The sequence below is a fragment of the Flavobacterium kochi genome, from assembly GCF_048286715.1.
GTDB lineage: Bacteria > Bacteroidota > Bacteroidia > Flavobacteriales > Flavobacteriaceae > Flavobacterium.
Window position 1 is genome coordinate 1 of record NZ_JBLVPW010000021.1, and the last position, 22,134, is coordinate 22,134.

Annotated in this window: 20 protein-coding genes; 13 read left to right on the forward strand and 7 right to left on the reverse strand. The window is 35.2% G+C overall.

Annotation, left to right across the window (positions count from 1 at the left end):
• Positions 1-186: 186 nt before the first annotated feature.
• Together ACNQGH_RS16895 and ACNQGH_RS16900 are read left to right on the forward strand one after the other, a co-directional pair.
• Positions 187-903: a hypothetical protein gene (locus ACNQGH_RS16895; RefSeq protein ID WP_417957187.1), complete on the forward strand. Its 717-nt coding sequence runs from the start codon at positions 187-189 to the stop codon at positions 901-903.
• The gene (locus tag ACNQGH_RS16900; RefSeq protein WP_417957188.1) at positions 903-1,517 is read left to right on the forward strand and encodes a deoxynucleoside kinase; all 615 of its coding nucleotides are present in this window, start codon (positions 903-905) and stop codon (positions 1,515-1,517) included. The genes ACNQGH_RS16895 and ACNQGH_RS16900 overlap by 1 nt, the downstream gene beginning before the upstream one ends.
• Before the next feature lie 207 nt (positions 1,518-1,724).
• On the opposite strand, the gene ACNQGH_RS16905 is transcribed toward ACNQGH_RS16900, so the two are convergent.
• The 5 genes from ACNQGH_RS16905 to ACNQGH_RS16925 all read right to left on the reverse strand — a co-directional run bounded on the left by ACNQGH_RS16905 (position 1,725) and on the right by ACNQGH_RS16925 (position 9,266).
• The gene (locus ACNQGH_RS16905; protein ID WP_417957189.1) at positions 1,725-4,184 is read right to left on the reverse strand and encodes a sodium-translocating pyrophosphatase; all 2,460 of its coding nucleotides are present in this window, start codon (positions 4,182-4,184) and stop codon (positions 1,725-1,727) included.
• Positions 4,185-4,295: 111 nt separating this feature from the next.
• Entirely contained in the window at positions 4,296-4,826 is a 531-nt protein-coding gene (locus tag ACNQGH_RS16910; protein WP_039110802.1) for an inorganic diphosphatase, read from the reverse strand.
• 106 nt (positions 4,827-4,932) lie between these two features.
• On the reverse strand, positions 4,933-5,535 hold the full coding sequence (locus tag ACNQGH_RS16915; RefSeq protein WP_417957190.1) for a DNA-3-methyladenine glycosylase family protein: 603 nt from the start codon (positions 5,533-5,535) through the stop codon (positions 4,933-4,935).
• Between the two features lie 129 nt (positions 5,536-5,664).
• On the reverse strand, positions 5,665-8,151 hold the full coding sequence (locus ACNQGH_RS16920) for a DUF5686 and carboxypeptidase-like regulatory domain-containing protein (RefSeq protein ID WP_417957191.1): 2,487 nt from the start codon (positions 8,149-8,151) through the stop codon (positions 5,665-5,667).
• A gap of 134 nt (positions 8,152-8,285) precedes the next feature.
• Positions 8,286-9,266 carry a pyruvate dehydrogenase complex E1 component subunit beta gene (locus ACNQGH_RS16925; protein WP_417957192.1) on the reverse strand — a complete coding sequence of 327 codons (981 nt, stop codon included), beginning with the start codon at positions 9,264-9,266 and terminating at the stop codon, positions 8,286-8,288.
• A gap of 452 nt (positions 9,267-9,718) precedes the next feature.
• Here ACNQGH_RS16925 and ACNQGH_RS16930 point away from each other — a divergent pair, with 452 nt between their 5' ends.
• The 4 genes from ACNQGH_RS16930 to ACNQGH_RS16945 all read left to right on the forward strand — a co-directional run bounded on the left by ACNQGH_RS16930 (position 9,719) and on the right by ACNQGH_RS16945 (position 13,233).
• Positions 9,719-10,465: an electron transfer flavoprotein subunit beta/FixA family protein gene (locus ACNQGH_RS16930; RefSeq protein WP_417957193.1), complete on the forward strand. Its 747-nt coding sequence runs from the start codon at positions 9,719-9,721 to the stop codon at positions 10,463-10,465.
• A 72-nt stretch (positions 10,466-10,537) separates the two neighbouring features.
• Positions 10,538-11,506 carry an electron transfer flavoprotein subunit alpha/FixB family protein gene (locus tag ACNQGH_RS16935; RefSeq protein WP_417957194.1) on the forward strand — a complete coding sequence of 323 codons (969 nt, stop codon included), beginning with the start codon at positions 10,538-10,540 and terminating at the stop codon, positions 11,504-11,506.
• 144 nt (positions 11,507-11,650) lie between these two features.
• Positions 11,651-12,280, forward strand: coding sequence for a bifunctional nuclease domain-containing protein (locus ACNQGH_RS16940; protein ID WP_417957195.1), 630 nt, complete (start codon positions 11,651-11,653; stop codon positions 12,278-12,280).
• Positions 12,281-12,408: 128 nt separating this feature from the next.
• Positions 12,409-13,233 (forward strand): thymidylate synthase, encoded by an 825-nt coding sequence (locus tag ACNQGH_RS16945; RefSeq protein ID WP_417957196.1) that lies wholly within the window; start codon positions 12,409-12,411, stop codon positions 13,231-13,233.
• 73 nt (positions 13,234-13,306) lie between these two features.
• Here the strand turns inward: ACNQGH_RS16945 and ACNQGH_RS16950 are convergent, their stop codons facing one another.
• Complete coding sequence (locus ACNQGH_RS16950) at positions 13,307-13,603, reverse strand: isoamylase early set domain-containing protein (RefSeq protein WP_417957197.1); 297 nt, start codon at positions 13,601-13,603, stop codon at positions 13,307-13,309.
• 236 nt (positions 13,604-13,839) lie between these two features.
• Here ACNQGH_RS16950 and ACNQGH_RS16955 point away from each other — a divergent pair, with 236 nt between their 5' ends.
• The 4 genes from ACNQGH_RS16955 (at position 13,840) to porT (ending at position 16,695) form a co-directional block, all read left to right on the forward strand.
• On the forward strand, positions 13,840-14,172 hold the full coding sequence (locus tag ACNQGH_RS16955) for a 2TM domain-containing protein (RefSeq protein ID WP_417957198.1): 333 nt from the start codon (positions 13,840-13,842) through the stop codon (positions 14,170-14,172).
• 14 nt (positions 14,173-14,186) lie between these two features.
• Positions 14,187-14,669 carry a dihydrofolate reductase gene (locus ACNQGH_RS16960; protein WP_417957199.1) on the forward strand — a complete coding sequence of 161 codons (483 nt, stop codon included), beginning with the start codon at positions 14,187-14,189 and terminating at the stop codon, positions 14,667-14,669.
• Positions 14,670-15,257: 588 nt separating this feature from the next.
• On the forward strand, positions 15,258-15,989 hold the full coding sequence (ubiE, locus tag ACNQGH_RS16965) for a bifunctional demethylmenaquinone methyltransferase/2-methoxy-6-polyprenyl-1,4-benzoquinol methylase UbiE (protein ID WP_417957200.1): 732 nt from the start codon (positions 15,258-15,260) through the stop codon (positions 15,987-15,989).
• 1 nt (position 15,990) lies between these two features.
• Positions 15,991-16,695 carry a type IX secretion/gliding motility protein PorT/SprT gene (gene porT, locus ACNQGH_RS16970; protein ID WP_417957201.1) on the forward strand — a complete coding sequence of 235 codons (705 nt, stop codon included), beginning with the start codon at positions 15,991-15,993 and terminating at the stop codon, positions 16,693-16,695.
• Positions 16,696-16,715: 20 nt separating this feature from the next.
• Here porT and ACNQGH_RS16975 read toward each other — a convergent pair whose 3' ends face one another.
• The gene (locus tag ACNQGH_RS16975) at positions 16,716-17,447 is read right to left on the reverse strand and encodes a TrmH family RNA methyltransferase (protein WP_417957202.1); all 732 of its coding nucleotides are present in this window, start codon (positions 17,445-17,447) and stop codon (positions 16,716-16,718) included.
• A gap of 37 nt (positions 17,448-17,484) precedes the next feature.
• Between ACNQGH_RS16975 and tamL the strand changes: the two genes are divergently transcribed.
• The 3 genes from tamL (at position 17,485) to accD (ending at position 22,134) form a co-directional block, all read left to right on the forward strand.
• Complete coding sequence (gene tamL / locus ACNQGH_RS16980; protein ID WP_417957203.1) at positions 17,485-20,049, forward strand: translocation and assembly module lipoprotein TamL; 2,565 nt, start codon at positions 17,485-17,487, stop codon at positions 20,047-20,049.
• Between the two features lie 59 nt (positions 20,050-20,108).
• The gene (fbaA, locus tag ACNQGH_RS16985; protein ID WP_417957204.1) at positions 20,109-21,176 is read left to right on the forward strand and encodes a class II fructose-bisphosphate aldolase; all 1,068 of its coding nucleotides are present in this window, start codon (positions 20,109-20,111) and stop codon (positions 21,174-21,176) included.
• Between the two features lie 103 nt (positions 21,177-21,279).
• Entirely contained in the window at positions 21,280-22,134 is an 855-nt protein-coding gene (gene accD, locus ACNQGH_RS16990; RefSeq protein WP_416854355.1) for an acetyl-CoA carboxylase, carboxyltransferase subunit beta, read from the forward strand.

A 22,134-nucleotide genomic window follows, 5' to 3' on the forward strand; every position in this document is an offset into this window, starting at 1 on the left:
CTATCTTTTTTAAAACCCATGGAGATTTAACTCCTAACAAAACTCCCAATCCGTCTAATTCCATGCCCTAAAATTAGGTCATTTTTTGACTTTCCACTAATTTAGGCGAAGAACCAAAAAATTATAACTTTCCTATTTATCGGATCATTTTCAATTGCATTAAGTCAAAATCAAAAACTCCCTGCATTGAAGATAAATCATATAAGCATTGATGCGGATCAATTTTTAGGATACGATCAATTTGGCTATTATTACACCCTTAAGGACAATGTTTTTTCTAAAATAAAAGACAACAAAACTTTAGAGTATAAAAACATTTCTTTGGGCAAAATCACGAAAGTAGATTTACTAAATCCTTTAAAAATTGTTTTGTTTTACGAAAATTTCAATACCGTTATCTTACTGGACAATCAGCTGAACGAAACTCAAAAAATAAATTTTTCAGAAAACACCATTCCAATAGTTGCAAATGCTATCGGAATAGCTGCTCAAAACCAATTGTGGATTTACAATAGTTTGAATCAGCAAATTGGACTGTACGACTATTTAAAAAATAACTTCAAAAACATTTCAACTTCATTTCCGGAAAGCATTATCTATTATCAGTCTGATTTTAATACTTTTTACTGGATCGATGAAAAAAACACTTGGTACTCCTGCACTATTTTTGGAAAAATAACAAAGAAGAGAAAAATCTCCGATTTTGATTCGATAGCAATTATCAACGCGAATCAATTTATCATTTCTAAGAACAATGTCCTGATTCTTGAAGATGCCGAAAAGGGTCAAAAATTTGAAATTGAAATTTTAGAAAAAACGTTTAAAAAATTCTGTTACAAAGGCCAAATTTTATCTATTTTTACATCAGAAGGAATTACAAATTATAAAATCATAATACCGTAATGCACATAGCAGTAGCAGGAAACATTGGATCAGGAAAAACAACTTTGACGCAACTATTGGCAAAACACTTTAAATGGGAACCTCATTTTGAAGATGTAGTGGACAATCCTTATTTAGATGATTTCTATCATCAAATGGAGCGTTGGTCATTTAATTTACAAATTTATTTCTTGAACAGTCGTTTTCGTCAAGTGATGCAAATTCGTGAAAGCGGTAAGAAAATTATTCAAGACAGAACAATTTATGAGGATGCCCATATTTTTGCTCCCAATCTTTATTCGATGGGTTTAATGACGAATCGTGATTTTCAGAATTATTCTACCCTTTTTGAATTAATGGAATCATTGGTAAAACCACCTGATTTATTGATTTATTTAAGAAGTTCTATCCCAAATTTAGTAGGACAAATTCATAAGCGTGGACGGGAATATGAAAACTCTATTTCAATCGACTATTTAAGCCGTTTGAATGAACGCTACGAAGCTTGGGTTCATACGTATAGTAAAGGAAAATTATTAATTATTGATGTTGATAATATTAACTTTGTTGACAATCCAGAAGATTTAGGAAACATTTTTAATCGCATAGATGCCGAGTTGCATGGATTGTTTTAAAGTAGAATAAAAAAAGGCCTCGCAAATTTATGGAACTCCATTATTGCGATCTTCAGTATCAAATGGGGCAATGGAATACTTCGGAAGATCTTGGTATCTGCATTAAATGAGGCAATGGCATATTTAAGAAAATCAATACCTATAGTACCATAAATAAAATGCCCTGCAATTATTGCAGGGCATTTACTATTTCAACAACAAAATCTTTTATTTCAAAGCATCAATTTTTGCCTGAACTTCTTCATCAGTTCCTTCAAAATTGTGGATAGCTACGGTACCGTTTATGGTTGTTTTAATCGTAGCTTTTACTTTTCCGTCCACACTTGTTTTTTGAATTGAAATTTCTTTCGAAACTACCTGGGTCGATTGTGCTGCAGCATTTCTATATTTACACGTTTTATTTGTACATCCTTTAGCGATACATTCGGCTGCAGACATTGAAGTACACCTTTCGGAAGCAGCACAACAAGAAGCTATATCCGAAATGGTATGACTTCCATTACCTAAAATTGGTGCAATTACAAGACCAATCAGACAGGTTAATTTGATCAAAATATTCATCGACGGCCCTGAAGTATCTTTAAAAGGATCTCCAACAGTATCTCCGGTCACAGCGGCTTTATGCGCATCAGAACCTTTGTATGTCATTTCACCATTAATCATAACTCCCGCTTCAAAAGATTTCTTGGCATTATCCCAGGCACCACCCGCATTGTTTTGAAAAACTGCCCAAAGCACACCCGATACGGTAACTCCTGCCATATAACCGCCCAACATTTCAGCGATTAACTGGTTATTGTCGCCATAAACTAATTTACCTAGTAAAACAATTGCTATTGGAAAACCAATAGTCAAAATTCCTGGCAACATCATTTCGCGTAACGCTGCTTTGGTTGAAATATCAACACATTTAGCATATTCCGGTTTTCCGGTTCCTTCCATAATTCCTGGAATTTCTCTAAACTGACGACGCACCTCGTATACCATATCCATCGCCGCTTTTCCAACAGAATTCATTGCTAAGGCAGAAAAAACAACAGGTATCATTCCTCCGACAAACAGCATCGCTAAAACAGGCGCTTTAAAAATATTAATGCCGTCTATTCCTGTAAAAGTTACATAGGCAGCAAATAAAGCTAATGAAGTCAATGCAGCCGAAGCAATTGCAAAACCTTTTCCTGTTGCAGCTGTAGTATTTCCTACAGAATCCAAAATATCTGTTCTTGTACGAACTTCTTTTGGCAATTCACTCATTTCAGCAATCCCCCCTGCGTTATCCGATATTGGTCCAAAAGCATCGATTGCCAACTGCATAGCCGTTGTTGCCATCATAGCTGAAGCCGCTAATGCCACACCGTAAAATCCTGCAAAAGCATAAGAAGTCCAAATAGCAGCGGCAAATAATAAAACGGTTGGAAATGTAGAAATCATTCCGGTCGCCAAACCAGCAATTACATTTGTTCCGGCTCCAGTACTTGATTTTTGTACAATAGCCATTACTGGTTTTGTTCCTAATCCGGTGTAATACTCCGTTACTGATGAAATCACGGCACCAACTATTAATCCTACAATCGTTGCATAGAAAACCCTCATCGATGAAATATCCTGTATTCCTTCTCCAAAAAATTCCATTTTCATGGTTGTAGGCAACATATACTGAACTAAAAAGAAACAAGCAATTGCCGTTAAAGCTATTGAAACCCAGTTTCCAATGTTTAATGCTTTTTGCACTTGTTTTTCTTTGGCATTCTGATCTGTAATTTTAACCAGTGTCGTTCCGATGATAGAAAATAATATTCCAAAACCAGCAATAGCCATTGGCAATAAAATAGGTCCAATTCCACCGAAAGCATCTTCAATTTTCCCGCCCATGTCTTTTATAACATAATTCCCTAGCACCATAGCAGCCAAAACTGTCGCTACATAAGAACCAAATAAATCGGCACCCATTCCGGCAACATCACCCACATTATCTCCGACATTATCGGCAATTGTAGCAGGATTACGGGGATCATCTTCTGGAATTCCAGCCTCTACTTTACCAACTAAATCAGCACCCACATCGGCAGCTTTTGTGTAAATTCCACCGCCAACACGAGCAAACAAAGCGATAGACTCCGCTCCAAGAGAAAATCCTGCCAACGTCTCTAAAACTTTGGTCATGTCTTCAGAAGAAGTCCATACGCCATTCATAAAGAAATGGAAAAAGAAAATAAAGAAAGAAGTTAAGCCCAAAACGGCTAAACCGGCAACACCTAATCCCATTACTGTTCCGCCACCGAAAGAAACCTTTAAGGCTTGAGGCAAACTGCTACGGGCGGCTTGCGTTGTCCTAACATTGGTTTTTGTTGCAATTTTCATCCCCATGTTTCCAGCCAGGGCTGAGAAAAATGCTCCGAAAACAAAAGCAACTACTATTAATATATGTGTTGTCGGAACGACAAATGAAACTCCGGCTAAAACGATGCTTGCTCCAACAACGAAGAAAGCCAACAACCTATATTCTGCTTTAAGGAAAGCTAGTGCACCTTCGTAAATATAATCTGAAATCTCTTTCATCTTACCATCCCCGGCGTCTTGCTTTAATACCCAAGCTCTTTTAACCCACATGAACAGTAGTCCTACAATTGCCATAACTATTGGCAAGTAAATCATTATTGTATTCATAAATTCTCTTTGGTTTTTGGTTACTATTAGTAATGTTACGAAACGAATTTAAACAAAAAAGCAATACTCCTAACGGAATATTGCTTTTTTTGTAAAAATTATAGGCGAAAATTATTTAATACTAAATAATCCTTCTGGTTTATTCTCAATTTGATTAAAACGCTCCGTACATTCTTTGATAATGGCAAACGCTTCATTTACATCTCCCCAACCTTCTACATCAACTTGCTTGTTTTCAAGATCTTTGTAAACCTGGAAAAAATGTTCAATTTCTTTTAGCAAGTGTGGATTAATGTCAGATAAGTTTTCTAATGAGTTCCAAATTGGATCTGAAACTGGTACACAGATTACTTTTTCATCCGGTCCTTTATCATCTGCCATATGGAAAACACCGATCGGCTTTACTTCCATCACGCATCCAGGAAAAGTAGGTTCGTTTACTAAAACCAAAACATCTAATGGATCTCCGTCCAACGCTAATGTTTCAGGGATAAATCCGTAATCTGCCGGATACATCATTGACGAGAATAACATTCTGTCAAAACGCATTCTTTTTATTTCGAAATCATATTCGTATTTATTTCTACTTCCTCTTGGTATTTCGATTAAGACATCGAAAGTTGTTAATTTGTCTGCAGTCATTTTAGTTTTTCTTTTCTATATTTATGGGTGCAAAAATAAGTAAAGAATCCCTTTCAACAATAAAAAATTCAGGTTATCTGTTGATTAAATTTTAACCAGCAGCACTTTAGTAAACCACTGTCCTATTTCTTTTATTCAAATAATGATGCCACAAAAGATAGGTGGCAACGGAACGATACGGACTCCATTTTACAGTATGAACTTCCATTGCTTCTTTATCATGAATATCCAGTAATTCTTTTATGGTATTTACTACTGCAATATCGCCCAATGGCAGTAAATCTTGTGCTTGAAGACAAAACATTAAATAGATATCGATGGTCCAGTTCCCTATTCCTTTGATCTTGATGAGTTCTTCCCGAACTTGCTGAGCAGTTTTGGCTGGTAAACTTTCCAAATCAATATCCTTATTCAGTATTGCAGCTGACAATGCTTTGATATAGGAAGTTTTTTGACGGCTTACACCTAAATTCCTAAATTCTTCATCCGATAAACTAAGGAGCGCATTAGGCTCAACATTCTTTTCTTTGGCTTTTAACTTTAAAAAAGTTGCTTTGGCCGAATCGATCGATACTTGTTGCTCTAAAATTAATAACACCAAAGTCTCAAATCCTTGCGGTCTCTTAGGAATAACAGGCATTCCATATTGTTCAATGATTGCTTTGAAAATGGCATCTTTTTCTAAAAGATATTCAATGGCTTGTTGCATAATCAGTTTTTTTAGCAGCTGGTAACGACATCCTTTTTACAGGCGATTTTTCTTCGCCTTAAAAATAGCGTACAGTTCGAAATAGCCTATATCCTTACTATTATCAAAATAAAAATCAAACCCATTCTGTTAAAAAAAGAATCCAAAAGATCCTTTTATGGAAAAATTTTTGCTGTCCGGTGTATCTAAATAACTGCCTCTCCAAGCAAAATCAATACGGAACACTTTGAAAATATTCCCAATACCCGCATGGTATTCCCAATATACATTCTCCGGCGCATTATACGTTAAACCAGAAGCATTAATCGCTCTGTTAGCGTCTGAGATCGTTCCATATACTCCTTTTACCCCAATGATTTCTCTCCAATTGAGTTTTCTCATAAATGGGATTCTGGAAAACAGTCTCCCCTGAAAATTATGATTCCATTGTAATGTAGTATACTGATCCGATATAAACTCATAATAATTGAGGTTGCTAAAGGTGTTTTCGTTAGAGAAAAAGGTCTGATTCCCTGGGATCACGCTCATCAGTCCCAAAGGAATTGTGCCAAAGGTTTTCCCTACTTCGAGAATAATATTCGAACGCCCTAAAGGCCCTATTATTATAGGTTGTTTGTAATACAATTGAATCTTTTCGTATTTAAAATCGCTGTTCAGCAAGCCTTTAAATCCGTGGCTGTAGTTGACAAAAATTTCAGTAAAAGGACTGTCTACAAGATCTCTTTCTACGGCAAAACCAATGGTCTTTCTTTTAGGGGTGTAATCTACCCGAAGATTGAATTCCGATTGTTTCACATCGCTTTTAGTAATGGTCTGAGCCGCGTCAGTATAATAATCCAAACTAAATGTGGGCGAGGCAGAGGCTAATGTACGATACGAAAATCCCGTTTGAAAGGTTAGGTTTTTAACCGGTTCTATTTCTAAACCAAGGGTGCTTAAATTGATGTTCGTCAGTTTGCCATTATTCCCTGAAGAAAAAATCGTTGACGAAGCATTACTTCTACCCAAAACATCCGTTGACGCGGTTAGACTCGAACCTATCTGTTCCACATCACGTCTATTTCCTCCAGATAAAATCAGTCGGTTTTTCTTATCTACCATCCATTTCCCGGAAAACCCGTACTTAAATTTATCATCCTTAAATCCATACGCAGTATAGGCTTGTAATCGCCAGGTATCCGCAGTGCCAAAGTATGTTCTTGCGCCACTGCGCAACCGCACACCCTCTACCTCATTGTATCCGAATGTTGAAAAAATTGGGCCATAATCAATATGACCAAATTGGACATAACCACTGGCAAGTACCATCACCGAACTGGTTATTTGTTTGAATTTTTTAACGGTCTTCAAGGTGTCAAGCATTTTATAAACGCCTAACTCATCTCTGCTCAAATTTTCGAAACGGTTTTCATGCCAAAATTCATCTGATTTATCGTAAACCGATTTATCAACATAATTGACCTCCTCTTTATAAAACGACGCAGGTTTCTCTTTATTGAATTCATGGTTTCTGTAGAAAGAGGTTCTCTTGCCATAAAGTCCTTTTGATTTCTCTTTTTTGTTTAAAGCAAAATCCGACATCATATAGTCCCGAGTCAAAAGAAAAACAGAATCATTGATTACCTCGAATTCCTGTTCTAAATAAATATCTTTTATCCAGTTGATGTTAGCACTTTTTGTAACGGCCATGTTGATTTTTTTGATAGCAAATGTGGAATCATTTACCCAAAAATCACCCTTGAAAGTCAGTTCGTTTTTACGGCGGGGATAAAACACTATATTGTAACACCATTTTTTATCAATAACTGCGCTGTCCCTCAACACATAATTATAAACGTCAATTCCGGTAGTGGACAACGGACTGGTAAAACTTTTATCAAAAAAAGTAAGGTGATTTTCATAGACATTATAATCAGAATACAAATCTTTCACAAAAGACAAAATTTGTTGATTCCCTTCAAAACCGGAGGTCTTATTGGCTTTCATTTTCTCTTTTACCTTCTTTAGTTTATTATCTCCATACACATCATATAAAGATTCATTTATAAAAATAGGCAAATACGTTTTTCCAGTAATCTTTGAAGTATCGACCTGATTAAAAATAAATTCCATCCCCTTAAACAGTTTACTTTTCATAAAAGCACTGTCAATGGTATTCATATCAAACTCTACCTTCTCATACTTTTCCATTTGGTATTGAGCAAATAAATTCAAGCCATTTTTACGCTTGTGTTCCCAAATTTTTCTAAGAATATCAAGCGCCGGATTTTTCTTTTTAGAAGTTTTACCGGCAAAAATCACTACTTCCTTAAGACTTTCAGCTTCGTTTAATTGAATTTTAAAATTGTAATTCACCGCTTTATTTAAAGTAATTTCCTTCTCAGAAAATCCTACCGCCGATAGTACTAAAGTGGTATAGGTTTTGGCAGATTCAATATAAAAACGTCCATCCTCATTCGAAACTACTCCTTCATTCGAATCTTTAAAAACAACATTAGCAAAAGGAATTGGCTGGCCGGTTTTGTCTACCACAATTCCGCTGACTTTTGTTTGTGCAAAAAGGGCATTGACGGCAGCAACCAAAAAAAATAAGATAAATAAGAAACGCTTTTTCATAATCATTCAAAAAAAAACTTCATCAAATAAGTAATTGATGAAGTTTCAAATATAGGTATTTAGAAATCTAGATTGTCTGAAATTAAGTCTATTGACTGTTAAAGTTTATCTAAAAATAAAATTCTTAAAAAAATCTATTTTTTATACAATACTTTTTTTACTGCTTTTACAACATCGCCTGCATTTGGCAACCACTCTTTAAGCAATACCGGAGAGTAAGGAGCAGGAGTATCAGCCGTAGTGATACGTTGAATAGGCGCATCAAGAAAATCGAAAGCACGTTCCTGAACTAAATAAGTAATCTCAGAAGAAACACTTGCAAAAGGCCAAGCTTCCTCAAGAATCACCAACCTGTTTGTTTTTCTTACTGAAGTCAAAATTGTTTCGAAATCCAAAGGACGAACCGTTCTTAAATCGATAATCTCACATGAAACTCCTTCTTTGGCCAGCTCATCAGCAGCGATATAAGCTTCTTTGATGATTTTTCCAAAAGACACGATAGTTACATCCGTTCCTTCACGTTTGATATCAGCAACACCAATTGGAATAGTATATTCACCATCTGGAACTTCCCCTTTATCACCATACATTTGCTCCGATTCCATGAAAATAACAGGATCATTGTCACGAATAGCTGATTTCAACAATCCTTTAGCATCGTAAACATTGGATGGAACTACTACTTTAAGACCTGGAGTGTTGGCAAACCAGTTCTCAAGTGCTTGTGAGTGTGTCGCTCCTAATTGTCCTGCCGAAGCGGTTGGTCCACGAAAAACGATAGGCACATTGAATTGTCCTCCAGTCATTTGACGCATTTTGGCAGCGTTATTTATTATTTGGTCAATTCCTACCAAACAGAAATTGAAAGTCATGTATTCAACAATCGGTCTACATCCATTCATTGCGGAACCTACTGCAATACCTGTAAAACCAAGTTCAGCAATAGGAGTATCAATTACTCTTTTTTCACCAAATTCAGCAAGCATTCCTTTAGATGCTTTGTATGCACCGTTATATTCTGCAACTTCTTCACCCATTAAGTATATGGACTCATCGCGACGCATTTCTTCGCTCATCGCTTCGCAAATGGCCTCTCTAAATTGTATAGTTCTCATAGTTGTATGTTGTATGTGTAATTTTCGAAAGGCAAAAATAAATATTTTAAACCACTTAAAAGCATAAATCACTTTAAAATAATCGGGAGCTATTTCCCACGCTATGCTATATCTTGCAGTGATTAAAAGAATCACAGCAAGTATACCACTGCCATCAAAGGCTTCGCAATCGATATAATAACAAGAATTGGCGCATTTCAAACCACTTCCCCCCTAAATAAGCACATTAAAAGGCAAGTCGAAAGCAACAATTTGGTTTCTTTTTGTTGGATTTTTTTCATTAATTCATTCAAATGCATAAACAATCAATTGCTTATCAAAAAAAATATCCGTTTTTATTACGAAATAACGAAAACGTAATAGTATTAAAAAACATTATGCATGCATAGTAAATTATTCAAATTATTATTCTAATTTTGTGCAACAAATTTCGAATAATAAAATCAATACTTATGAAAATATTAGTTTGCATCAGTCACGTTCCTGATACTACTTCAAAGATTAACTTCGTCAATGGTGATTCTGAATTTGACACTAACGGTGTACAATATGTAATCAATCCAAATGATGAATTTGGTTTAACACGTGCGATTTGGTTTCAAGAACAGCAAGGCGCAACAGTTACTGTTGTCAATGTTGGAGGACCAGAAACGGAACCTACTTTAAGAAAAGCATTAGCAATAGGAGCAAATGAAGCCATTCGCGTTAACGCAACCCCTACAGATGGTTTTTTTGTTGCCAAACAACTTGCCGAGGTAATTAAAAACGGTGCATTCGATATTATCATCGCCGGAAAAGAATCGCTTGATTATAATGGCGGAATGGTTCCCGGAATGATTGCCGGCATTTTAGGTTACAACTTTGTCAACTCTTGTACAGGCATTACTGTTGACGGAACTAATGTAAAAGCAGTTCGTGAGATTGATGGCGGAAAAGAAACAGTGAGCACTACTTTACCCTTAATCATTGGCGGACAAAAAGGATTGGTTGAAGAAAAAGATTTGCGTATTCCTAACATGAGAGGAATTATGACTGCAAGATCTAAAGTTTTAACCGTACTTGAACCCGTTGAAGCTCCGGTAAATACTAAAGCGGTGAAATTTGAAAAACCAGCGCCAAAATCAGCAGTGAAATTAATTTCTCCAGATAATTTAGATGAATTAATCAATTTATTACACAACGAAGCGAAAGTAATATAATTATAAATTTTTAAATCGGGAATTACCGTTTACTATTACATTTATAATTCAATATTTAAAACAACAGAAAATATGTCAATATTAATATACGCAGAATACGCAGAAGGAAAATTCAAGAAAGTAGCTTTTGAATTAGCTTCTTATGCAAAAAAAGTGGCCGAATCATTAGGAACAACTGTTACAGCAGTAACCATAAATGCCGGAGATGTATCGGAACTATCAAAATACGGAGTAAACAAAGTATTAAAGGTAAACAACGATAAATTATCAGGTTTTACTGCAAAAGCGTATGCCGACGCAATCAAGCAAGGAGCCCAAAAAGAAAGTGCCAAATTGATTTTACTTTCTTCAACCACGGACAGCATTTACCTTTCATCACTTGTAGCAGTAGCTCTGGAAGCTGGATATGTGTCAAATGTGGTTGGATTACCCGTAAGCACAGCTCCTTTTCAGGTAAAAAGAAATGCTTTCTCCAACAAAGCTTTCAATATTACTGAAATTGCTACTGATGTAAAAGTGCTTGGCCTTGCTAAAAACTCTTATGGTGTTTTTGAAAATCCTTCCTCTTTAACCGAAGAAGATTTCAATCCAACAATTGGAGATAATGATTTTGGTGTAAAAGTAGAATCAGTAGAAAAAGGATCCGGAAAAGTTTCTATTGCCGATGCTGATATTGTAGTATCTGGTGGACGTGGCTTAAAAGGACCAGAAAACTGGGGAATGATTGAAGAATTGGCCTCAGTACTTGGAGCCGCAACAGCCTGTTCAAAACCAGTTTCAGATTTAGGCTGGAGACCCCATGGAGAACACGTAGGACAAACAGGAAAGCCAGTTGCTACCAACTTGTATATTGCAATAGGAATTTCAGGAGCAATTCAACACATCGCGGGAATCAACTCTTCTAAGGTAAAAGTAGTTATCAATAGCGACCCGGAAGCGCCATTCTTCAAAGTTGCCGATTACGGAATTGTAGGAGATGCTTTTGAAATTGTACCAAAATTAATTGAAAAATTGAAAGTTTTTAAAGCACACCAGTCTTAATTCAATAAATCTCTTCAAATTGCTGCCAAAAAAAATAAGATATTTGTATCTTTGCTTTTGGCAGCATTTTTTTTTGAATAAAAAAGCGCACCTAATTTTTTTATTAAAAAAATAAGTACATCGTACTTTCCCATTTTAACAACTATGAGCTTAGTTAAATTATCCATAAAGGGAATTTCATACAGTCAAACCCAAAACGGAGCGTATGCTCTGATTTTGAATGAAGTTGACGGAGAACGAAAATTACCTATCGTCATAGGTGCTTTTGAAGCCCAGTCTATTGCAATCGCTTTAGAAAAAGAAATCAAACCACCGCGTCCTTTGACACATGATTTATTCAAAAATTTTGCTGAGCGTTTTGACATCGTTGTTAAACAAGTCATTATTCACAAACTGGTAGATGGTGTTTTTTATTCCAGCATCATTTGCGAAAGAGATAAAATTGAAGAAATAATAGACGCCAGAACATCCGACGCTATTGCTTTGGCATTACGATTCAATGCCCCAATCTATACTTATAAAAATATCCTCGATAAAGCGGGAATCTATTTGAAAGCAAATCCATTGGAAGCCAATAAAGATTCACAAGAAATGGATGATGTCCTTTCTAATCCCGATACTTTTGGCCGTGAAGAAGAAACGAATCAATCCGGACATATTTATTCCAAACACAGTTTACAGGAGTTGAATGAGTTACTGGATCAGGCTGTAGCACATGAAGACTACGAAAAAGCAGCGAAGATTAGAGACGAAATTTCAAAAAGAGAAGCATAAATCGGTTTTAGGCTTTAGGTTTTAGGTACTGTTCAGCACCATTAAAATCCCAATAAATGAAGTGCCCTAACCTAAAACAAGATTTTTAACTGTCCCAAACCCATTACCCCACACCTAATATCTTACGAATGAAGCAATATTTAGATTTAGTACAACACGTGATGGAAAACGGTTGTCAAAAAGGAGATCGAACAGGAACAGGAACTAAAAGTGTGTTCGGTTATCAAATGCGTTTTGATTTAAGTGAAGGTTTCCCAATGGTTACCACTAAAAAATTACATCTAAAATCTATTATTTATGAATTGCTTTGGTTCCTGAAAGGCGACACAAATATCAAGTACCTTCAAGAAAACGGAGTGAAAATTTGGGATGCCTGGGCAGACGCCAATGGCGATTTGGGTCCAGTTTACGGCCATCAATGGCGCAATTGGAACAGTGAAGAAATAGATCAAATTGCCGAACTTATCACGGAATTAAAAACCAACCCGAACAGCCGCAGAATGCTTGTTTCAGCTTGGAATCCTTCCGTACTTCCAGACACAAAAAAATCTTTTGCCGAAAATGTAGCCAACAATAAAGCGGCTTTGCCTCCCTGTCACGCCTTTTTTCAATTTTATGTTTCCGATGGCAAATTATCCTGTCAGTTATACCAACGAAGCGCCGATATTTTCTTGGGCGTTCCATTTAACATTGCTTCCTACGCACTGCTGACCCTGATGATTGCGCAAGTCTGCGAATTAGAAGCAGGCGAATTTATTCACACTTTTGGTGATGCACATATTTACAACAACCACTTTGAACAACTGGAACTACAATTGTCGCGTAAGCCAAAGCCATTACCAAAAATGATATTGAATCCGGAGATTAAAAATATTTTCGATTTTAATTTTGAAGATTTCACACTTGAAGGTTATGAACCACATCCCCCCATAAAAGGAAGCGTTGCAGTTTAAAACAACAACTGTTTGAATCCAATCCTGATAAAACAAAATAAAAATCCGCTTCACAGCGGATTTTCATATTTGATTAGATCGATAAAACACTATTCTCAGCACCGGCGAAATCATTCCATACAAATGAATCAGCTTCTGGCTCATTAACGAACTCTCCATCTATTACATATTTAAACTGATAAGACGCGTCTTTGTTTAAGTCGTAAGTTGCTTTGAAAGTTCCATTTTTTAATTTACTTAAAGCGCCTTCCGCTAAATTCCAATTATTAAAATCACCAACCACTGATGCTGATGTAGCTTGCTTCGCTTCTACTGAAAATGTAACTTTACAAACTGGTTTTGTTTTTACAAATTGTTTCTTAATTGACATAACTATTTCATTTTTAGAATTATGAGACAAAGAAAATAAATTCAAATGAACTTTCAACAAAGCAGATGAAGTTTTAGCAGAATGACGCAAACAATGTTAAATTTTAAATGAATTCCCAAATATCCTAGCATTAAATTTTATATCCTAAACAAGAAAACGTTTTCTTACTAAATAATAACCAGCCAAAATAGTGCCTTTACAAAATAAAATTTATCTTTATAAACAAAATACAACCTATGGAAAAACATCAACACGAACAATATGAGTATGCTAGGAGACGAATCAAGCAAAAAAAAAGACTGTATTTTCATTTTGTCTTACTTCTCTTAGGTAGTTTCTTTTTATTTATATCTAATAAATTTTTTGGAATTGACGCAGAATCGGATTGGTATATTTGGGGAATTACAATATGGCTTTTTATTTTCATCCTGCACTTTATAAAAGTATATATTACGGACCGTTTCATGAATAAAGATTGGGAAAGAGAACAAATAGACCGACTGGTTACGCTTCAACAAAAAAAAATTGACCAATTGGAAACAAAAATTAACGAAGAATCCTCTATATAAAAATCAAGAGAACAATGATAATAATGATTGCGGCTGTTGCCGAAAATAATGCGCTTGGGGAAAATAATAAATTAGTCTGGCATCTTCCAAATGATTTCAAAAGATTTAAAACACTTACTTCGGGACATCATATTATAATGGGCAGGAAAACTTTTGAGAGCTTTCCAAAACCATTACCTAATCGAACTCATATTGTAATATCCAGACAAAAAGACTACCAACCCGAAGGCTGTATCGTCGTAGACAGTATGGAGAAGGCGTTAGCAATTTGCCCAGAAGACGAAACCTCTTATATTATTGGGGGAGGAGAAATTTACAATCTGGGGCTTCCTTTTACGGATAGGATGGAAATTACCAGAGTGCACCATAATTTTGAAGCGGACGCTTTTTTTCCTGAAATCAATCTTGAAGAATGGGAAATTACAACAGCTGAATTTAATCCAAAAGACGAAAAGCATCTATACGACTATACGTATCAAACTTTTTCCAGAAAATAAAAAACATCCCGAATGGGATGTTTTTTTTTAACAATGATAAGGAGAATGAACTATTCCTGAAACAGTATTTGATAACTCAAAATAAAAATTACAAATACTAACAATACTCCAGATATGAAGATAATAATATTTGATGTTTTCTGAGAGTACATTTCAAAAAAGCCTTTAATACCAAATACCACGAAGGTACTAAAGACAAAGAAAATCAAAATTTCCAAAAACAAATTTAATCCTAAGAACGTATTTTGCGCTTTAATTATAGCACTATTTTGTAAAATAGCACTTTCAAAACTGCTCACAAGAACAAATGATATAGTTAACGCAAGAAACAACCATTTGATTTGGGTCATTAAATCCCTATTGATCATTGATAAATATTTTAAAATATTACAGCGTAAAATTGAACAATAAAATCATTCGTTGCAATACCCACTTTTAGTGATATTTACGACTGTAGGCAATTAATTTACAATTACATCCAAAGAACGAAAAATCAATACTTTTTCGGAGCAGAAGAAAGTTTATTCTAATGCTTGAAACTGATTTTTAGTTTGTATAGTTTGTATTATATTTGTGGAAATTATAAAAATGTCGAAAAACATAACACCCTATAAAAATTCAACTTTAGGCAAAAAAGAACAAGTTGCAAAAATGTTTGACACCATATCTGGAAATTACGACAATCTTAATCGCGTTATTTCTTTTGGCATTGATATCAAATGGCGCAAAAAAGTTTTAAAAATTGTTGCCAAATCCAATCCCAAAATAATTCTTGATATTGCAACAGGAACCGGCGACTTAGCTATTTTAATGGCACAAACTAATGCTGAAAAAATTATTGGATTAGATATTTCTGCGGGAATGCTTGAAGTGGGCAAGAAAAAGATCGCCGCAAAAAACATGTCTAATACCATTGAACTGATTTTAGGTGACTCTGAAAACATGCCTTTTGAAGATGATTATTTTGATGCCATAACAGTTGCTTTTGGCGTTAGAAATTTTGAAACTCTCGAAAAAGGTTTAACAGAGATTTTAAGGGTTTTAAAACCAAACGGTGTCTTTGTAATCTTAGAAACCTCAGTACCGGATAAAACCCCTTACAAACAAGGATATACTTTTTACAGTAAAAACATACTGCCACTTATTGGGAAATTATTTTCTAAAGACAATGTAGCTTACGGCTATTTATCTGAATCATCCGCTGCATTTCCATATGGTGAAGTTTTGAACAATATTTTGAGAAAAATTGGGTTTATAGATGTTATAGCAATGCCACAAACATTTGGCGTAGCCACCATTTACTCAGCTTCTAAAAAATAAGATGAAAAAAACAATTGTTTTAGTTTTACTAACTTTCAATCTGAACGGATTCGCACAGTTTAACAAAAACATGTTCAGCAAGGATCCTATAATTAACCTGGAAAATTTTCAAAATAAAAGACTCTATTTTGGATATTTTTTAGGGTTCAATTCTTATGATTTTAAAATTGACTATAAAACCGTCGGGCCTGATATTCAAGTAAAGAAAACAACAGGCTTTAATGTAGGAATTGTTGGTGATTTAAAACTTCATGAATACATCAGTTTGCGATTTGAACCCGGTTTATATTATACTAAAAGGGATTTATATTATCCTGGTTTTACAGCGAAAAATGATGCGCTTAGAGAAGTCAACAGCACCTATATCCATTTTCCGCTGCTCATAAAATTCTTGTCGCTTAGAACCGGAAATATTCGTCCCTATATTGTTGGAGGACTGTCTACAACTTTAAATTTATCGAGTAATTCAAAATCAGTAGACGATAATTCAGCGCAACGTTTTAGAATGAAACCCTGGACAACAAACTATGAAATGGGTCTGGGAATCGATTTTTTTTCACCTTATTTTATATTTTCCCCATCTATAAGAGGTGTTTTTGGACTTAAAGACGAACTTATTAGGGATAAAGATCCAAATAGTCCCTGGACCGGAAATATAGAATCAATAAAATCCAGAGCTGTTTTTATCAATTTTACATTTCATTAAAACCCGTCATTCTTTCCTTTTTATTGAGAATTTCTCCTAAATTCACTAAGAATAATTGCCGTCGCTGTAGCTACATTCAAACTTTCTGTCTTTTGAATTTCTCCAAAACGAGGTATGGTGAGTCTGCTTTTAACCCGCTTTTCAATTGCTGCTGAAATTCCATTGGCTTCATTTCCCATAATGATGACTCCCTGCCGGGGCAAAGTGGTTTTATAGATATTTTCCCCGTCCAGAAAGGTTCCAAAAACAGGTAATTTCGTTTGCGCTATAAAAGCGTCCAAATCTTCGTAACTCACATTTACCCTTGCGATCGAACCCATTGTAGCCTGAACTACTTTTGGATTATAAATATCAACCGTTTCCTTAGAACACACTAATTGATGAATTCCAAACCAATCGCACAAGCGCAATATCGTTCCCAAATTTCCCGGATCCCGAATGCTATCAAGGGCGAGAATCAATCCAGACTCAATCCTTTTTTTCTCCGCTGGCATTTTAAAAACTGCCAAGCAGGAATTTGGTGACGCAAGAGCACTTATTTTTTTCAAATCACTCTCCTCTATACTCGTTTTTTTTGCACTTGAAACTTCTTCAAAATCATTTTGCGTCGTATACAAATGTTCCAGTTCAAAATTTGACTGCAATAATTCCTGAATTACTTTTACCCCTTCAGCGAAAAATAATTTATTGGTGAATCTATATTTTTTTTGCTGTAAACTCGTTATAAGTTTTATTTGGTTTTTACTAACCATAAAATAATGTACTTTTGAATTAAATATTTTAAAACACTTGAAAAACATTTCCACAAAAATAGCAGCATTTATTCTAATTGCAATATTAATATGTGCATGTAACGCTGAAAAAAGAGTTCCGGAAGGCAAACTTTTGCTTACTAAAAACGAAGTTTTAGTAAATAACAAGAGCACAAAAGAAGAAATTGTTTTCAATCAATTGTATCAAAAACCAAACAGCACCTTACTATTGGGGTTTCGTTTGCGCTTAAATTTATACAATTTGGCGAATCTCAATCCAGACTCCACATACCAGGCCAAGTTCACAAATAATCCACAAAAATATAAAAGACAATCAAATTGGCTGTCCGCCAAACAAGTTGACCGGCTTGGAAAATCGTTCTTATACCATGGAATTCATGATTTTCTAAAAAAAACGGGTGAAGCGCCAGTAATTATTGACCAGACAAAAACTGACAAATCAATATTGCGACTGAAGTACTATTACTTTAATAACGGTTATTTTAATGTTAAAGCTACCTACGCTATTGACACTTTAAAAACTAAAAGAGCCAAAATTAAATATGCCATCACTACACAAGAGCCTTATTTATTGGATTCATTACGGGCAACCATTCTGACTCCGGCACTTGACTCCCTGTATGAAATAAACAAGTCTAAAACGCTGATTAAGTCCGGAAATCAATACAAAACAGCCGATTTTGAAGATGAAAAAAACAGAATTACCACCAACTTTAGAAACAATGGTGCGTATTACTTTCAGCCTAACTACATCACTTTTGATTTAGACACCATTAAAAAAGTAAATAAGGCAAACGTAAATTTAATCATCAATAATTATTCTTATCAACAACAGGACTCCAGTAAAACAGAGCCTTTCAAGTTATATAAAATAAGTGATGTAAATATTTATACTGATTATTTACCAAATGGTAACGATCAAAAAATAACAGATAGTATTTCTTATAATAATTTCAATTTGTATGGTCGCGAAAAAATAAAATACAGAGCACGTGCCATCACAAATGCTATTTTTATTACAAAAGGGACCTTATTTGCAGATTACAAAACGGTGTTAACAACCCGATATTTGAATAATCTGAAAATTTTCAATTATCCATCCATTCAATACGAAGTGGACAAAAGAGATACGACTGCTCAATCACTAATTGCAAAAGTATATTTAACCCCAAGAAAAATATATAGTTTTGGGACCACCTTGGATGTTACCCATTCCAATATTCAGGACGTTGGTATTGGACTGAGTGTTTCAGAAACGATTAGAAACGTGTTTAAAGGTGTCGAAACATTAGAAATTGCTGCTCGTGGAAATATAGGATCCTCAAAAGACCTGGCAAATCCAAATAATAATTTCTTTAATGTTTCAGAATACGGACTGGATTTAAAATTAAGTTTCCCAAGAATCTTTTTCCCTTTTGGAACTGAAAAAATCATCCCTAAAAGCATGATTCCTTCCACTCTTATTACTGCCGGTTTCGCAAAGCAAAGAAATATTGGTCTGGACAAAGAGAATTTTACAGGAGCCTTATCCTACAACTGGACCCCAAAAAGAAACAATACCGCTCGCTTTGATCTTTTCAACGCACAATTTGTACGCAATCTAAATCCACAAAATTATTTCAATGTATACAGATCCTCCTATACCGCTTTAAACGAGCTGGCTCAAAAACCGAGTTATGGCGTTGATCCCACCTATTTTGATGACAAAAGTAATTTAATTATTGAAAATGGAACGAATAGTTTTATCAATGACGTTTTAGGCCCAAACCCCAGTGTTGTTCCAAACCCCGGCGATTATGCGTCCATAAAAAGCATTGAAGAACGAAGAGTCAGACTGACAGAGAATGATTTTATTCTGGGTACAAGTTATAGTTTTTCTAAAACTACCAAAACAGATGTACTGGACAACAACTTTTATCTCTTCAGAACGAAGATTGAATCTGCCGGAACATTATTATCATTACTTGCCAAAGCAGCAAGTTTACCTAAAAATTCGGATGCCAATTATGAAATATTCAATTTGGAATATTCCGAATATTTAAAAACGGAATTCGACTATATCAAACACTGGGATTTAACAAAAGAAAAAGTGTTTGCTATCAGAACCTTCTTTGGCATAGCCATTCCTTTTGGTAATTCTGACAACGTTCCGTTTTCGAGAAGTTATTTTTCTGGCGGTTCTAATGATAACAGAGCATGGCAACCCTACAGTTTAGGTCCGGGAAGCAGCGGCGCTTCAAATGATTTTAACGAAGCTAATATGAAAATTGCCGTTAGTGGTGAATTTAGATTTAAAGTATTAGGCAGTTTAAAAGGCGCTCTTTTTGTAGATACCGGAAACATCTGGAATGTGCTTGATAATGTGACCGATGAAAAATCCACTTTCAAAAATTTAAATGATTTAAAAGACATTGCGGTAGGCTCTGGATTTGGGTTGCGATACGATTTAAGTTTCTTTGTAATTCGATTTGATTTAGGCTTTAAAACCTACAATCCAGCCAACGAAACTAACAAGCGATGGTTCCGTGAATACAATTTTGGACACTCTGTTTTAAATTTTGGAATAAATTATCCGTTCTAATGCTAATTAATTCTTATTTTTGCAAACTAAAAACTAAAAAATAACTAAAAAGAATTACAATGGCACACAACATAAAACCAGGCGTAGCTACAGGAGATCAGGTTCAGGAAATTTTTAACTATGCTAAAGAAAAAGGATTTGCATTACCGGCTGTAAACGTTACGGGATCAAATACCATCAATGGTGTTCTTGAAACCGCAGCAAAATTAAACGCGCCAGTTATCATTCAATTTTCTAATGGTGGAGCGCAATTCAATGCAGGAAAAGGACTTTCGAATGCAGGTGAAAAAGCAGCTATCGCTGGTGGAATTGCAGGAGCATTACACATTCACACTTTGGCAGAAGCATACGGTGCAACTGTAATTTTACATACTGACCATTGTGCAAAAAAATTATTACCTTGGATTGACGGTTTATTAGACGCTTCAGAAAAACATTTTGCTGAAACAGGAAAACCATTATTCTCTTCTCATATGATTGATTTATCTGAAGAGCCTATCGAAGAAAACATCGAAATTTGCAAAGAATACTTAGCAAGAATGAGTAAAATGGGAATGACATTGGAAATCGAACTTGGAATCACCGGTGGTGAAGAAGATGGTGTTGATAACTCTGATGTTGATAGCTCAAAATTATACACACAACCTGAAGAAGTAGCATACGCTTACGAAGAACTTTCAAAAGTAAGTCCTAGATTTACAATTGCAGCTGCTTTTGGTAACGTTCATGGTGTTTACAAACCAGGAAATGTGAAATTGACTCCAAAAATCTTAAAAAATTCTCAAGATTTTGTACAAAACAAATTCAATACAGGACCAAATCCGGTAGATTTCGTTTTTCATGGTGGTTCAGGTTCTACATTGGAAGAAATCAGAGAAGGTATCAGCTACGGTGTAATAAAAATGAATATTGATACCGATTTGCAATTTGCATTTACGGAAGGTATTCGTGATTATATGGTTAAAAATATTGATTATTTGAAAACCCAAATTGGAAACCCGGAAGGTGCTGATGCTCCAAACAAAAAATATTACGATCCAAGAAAATGGTTACGCGAAAGTGAAGTTACGTTCAACACAAGACTTGAGCAGGCATTTGCTGACCTAAACAATGTGAATACACTATAATAAAATTAAGTTTAAAGTTTTCAAATCCCGATGTAGCCATCGGGATTTGAAAACTAAACCGGAAACTACAGGAACGGATTACTGAACACTGAATACTAGAAAAATGGCTTGGTTTAAAAGAAAAGAAAAAGGGATTACTACTGCTACCGAAGACAAGATGGATATCCCAAAAGGGCTTTGGTACAAATCTCCAACTGGAAAAATTATTGATGCCGATGAACTAGCTCGTAACTTATTTGTAAGTCCCGAAGATGGTTTTCATGTTAGAATTGGAAGCGCAGAATATTTCCAAATCTTATTTGACAACAATGAATTTGTTGAATTAGATAAAAATATGACCTCTAAAGATCCTTTGCATTTTGTTGACACAAAAAAATATGCAGACCGACTAAAAGATGTTATGGAAAAAACCAAACTTAAGGACGCAGTGCGTACCGGAGTTGGTAAATCCAAAGGAAAAGACGTAGTGATCTGCTGTATGGATTTTGCCTTTATCGGAGGTTCTATGGGAGCTGTAGTGGGAGAGAAAATCGCGAGAGGAATCGATCATGCAATTCAAAACAAGCTGCCTTTTGTGATGATTTCTAAATCCGGAGGAGCAAGAATGATGGAAGCGGCTTATTCTTTGATGCAGCTCGCAAAAACATCCGTTAAACTGGCTCAACTTGCCGAAGCAAAACTGCCTTACATTTCGTTATGTACAGATCCGACAACCGGAGGAACAACCGCTTCCTATGCAATGCTCGGAGACATTAACATTTCTGAACCAGGCGCTTTAATCGGATTTGCAGGACCAAGAGTAGTACGAGACACTACAGGTAAAGATTTACCGGAAGGTTTTCAAACTGCTGAATTTCTTCTTGAACATGGTTTCTTAGATTTTATAACACCAAGAAAAGAATTGAAAGACAAGATTAACTTGTATATTGATTTGATTCAAAACAACAATATCAGATAA

What these genes read in the sequence shown, in the direction of transcription:
- porT (WP_417957201.1), top strand. Translation starts at nt 15,991, where the DNA reads ATGAAAAAAACAATTGTTTTAGTTTTACTAACTTTCAATCTGAACGGA.
- ACNQGH_RS16910 (WP_039110802.1), bottom strand. Translation starts at nt 4,826, where the DNA reads ATGACTGCAGACAAATTAACAACTTTCGATGTCTTAATCGAAATACCA.
- fbaA (WP_417957204.1), top strand. Translation starts at nt 20,109, where the DNA reads ATGGCACACAACATAAAACCAGGCGTAGCTACAGGAGATCAGGTTCAG.
- ubiE (WP_417957200.1), top strand. Translation starts at nt 15,258, where the DNA reads ATGTCGAAAAACATAACACCCTATAAAAATTCAACTTTAGGCAAAAAA.
- ACNQGH_RS16930 (WP_417957193.1), top strand. Translation starts at nt 9,719, where the DNA reads ATGAAAATATTAGTTTGCATCAGTCACGTTCCTGATACTACTTCAAAG.
- ACNQGH_RS16940 (WP_417957195.1), top strand. Translation starts at nt 11,651, where the DNA reads ATGAGCTTAGTTAAATTATCCATAAAGGGAATTTCATACAGTCAAACC.
- ACNQGH_RS16975 (WP_417957202.1), bottom strand. Translation starts at nt 17,447, where the DNA reads ATGGTTAGTAAAAACCAAATAAAACTTATAACGAGTTTACAGCAAAAA.
- ACNQGH_RS16935 (WP_417957194.1), top strand. Translation starts at nt 10,538, where the DNA reads ATGTCAATATTAATATACGCAGAATACGCAGAAGGAAAATTCAAGAAA.
- ACNQGH_RS16960 (WP_417957199.1), top strand. Translation starts at nt 14,187, where the DNA reads ATGATAATAATGATTGCGGCTGTTGCCGAAAATAATGCGCTTGGGGAA.
- ACNQGH_RS16900 (WP_417957188.1), top strand. Translation starts at nt 903, where the DNA reads ATGCACATAGCAGTAGCAGGAAACATTGGATCAGGAAAAACAACTTTG.
- ACNQGH_RS16905 (WP_417957189.1), bottom strand. Translation starts at nt 4,184, where the DNA reads ATGAATACAATAATGATTTACTTGCCAATAGTTATGGCAATTGTAGGA.
- ACNQGH_RS16955 (WP_417957198.1), top strand. Translation starts at nt 13,840, where the DNA reads ATGGAAAAACATCAACACGAACAATATGAGTATGCTAGGAGACGAATC.
- ACNQGH_RS16925 (WP_417957192.1), bottom strand. Translation starts at nt 9,266, where the DNA reads ATGAGAACTATACAATTTAGAGAGGCCATTTGCGAAGCGATGAGCGAA.
- ACNQGH_RS16920 (WP_417957191.1), bottom strand. Translation starts at nt 8,151, where the DNA reads ATGAAAAAGCGTTTCTTATTTATCTTATTTTTTTTGGTTGCTGCCGTC.
- accD (WP_416854355.1), top strand. Translation starts at nt 21,280, where the DNA reads ATGGCTTGGTTTAAAAGAAAAGAAAAAGGGATTACTACTGCTACCGAA.
- ACNQGH_RS16945 (WP_417957196.1), top strand. Translation starts at nt 12,409, where the DNA reads ATGAAGCAATATTTAGATTTAGTACAACACGTGATGGAAAACGGTTGT.
- ACNQGH_RS16950 (WP_417957197.1), bottom strand. Translation starts at nt 13,603, where the DNA reads ATGTCAATTAAGAAACAATTTGTAAAAACAAAACCAGTTTGTAAAGTT.
- ACNQGH_RS16915 (WP_417957190.1), bottom strand. Translation starts at nt 5,535, where the DNA reads ATGCAACAAGCCATTGAATATCTTTTAGAAAAAGATGCCATTTTCAAA.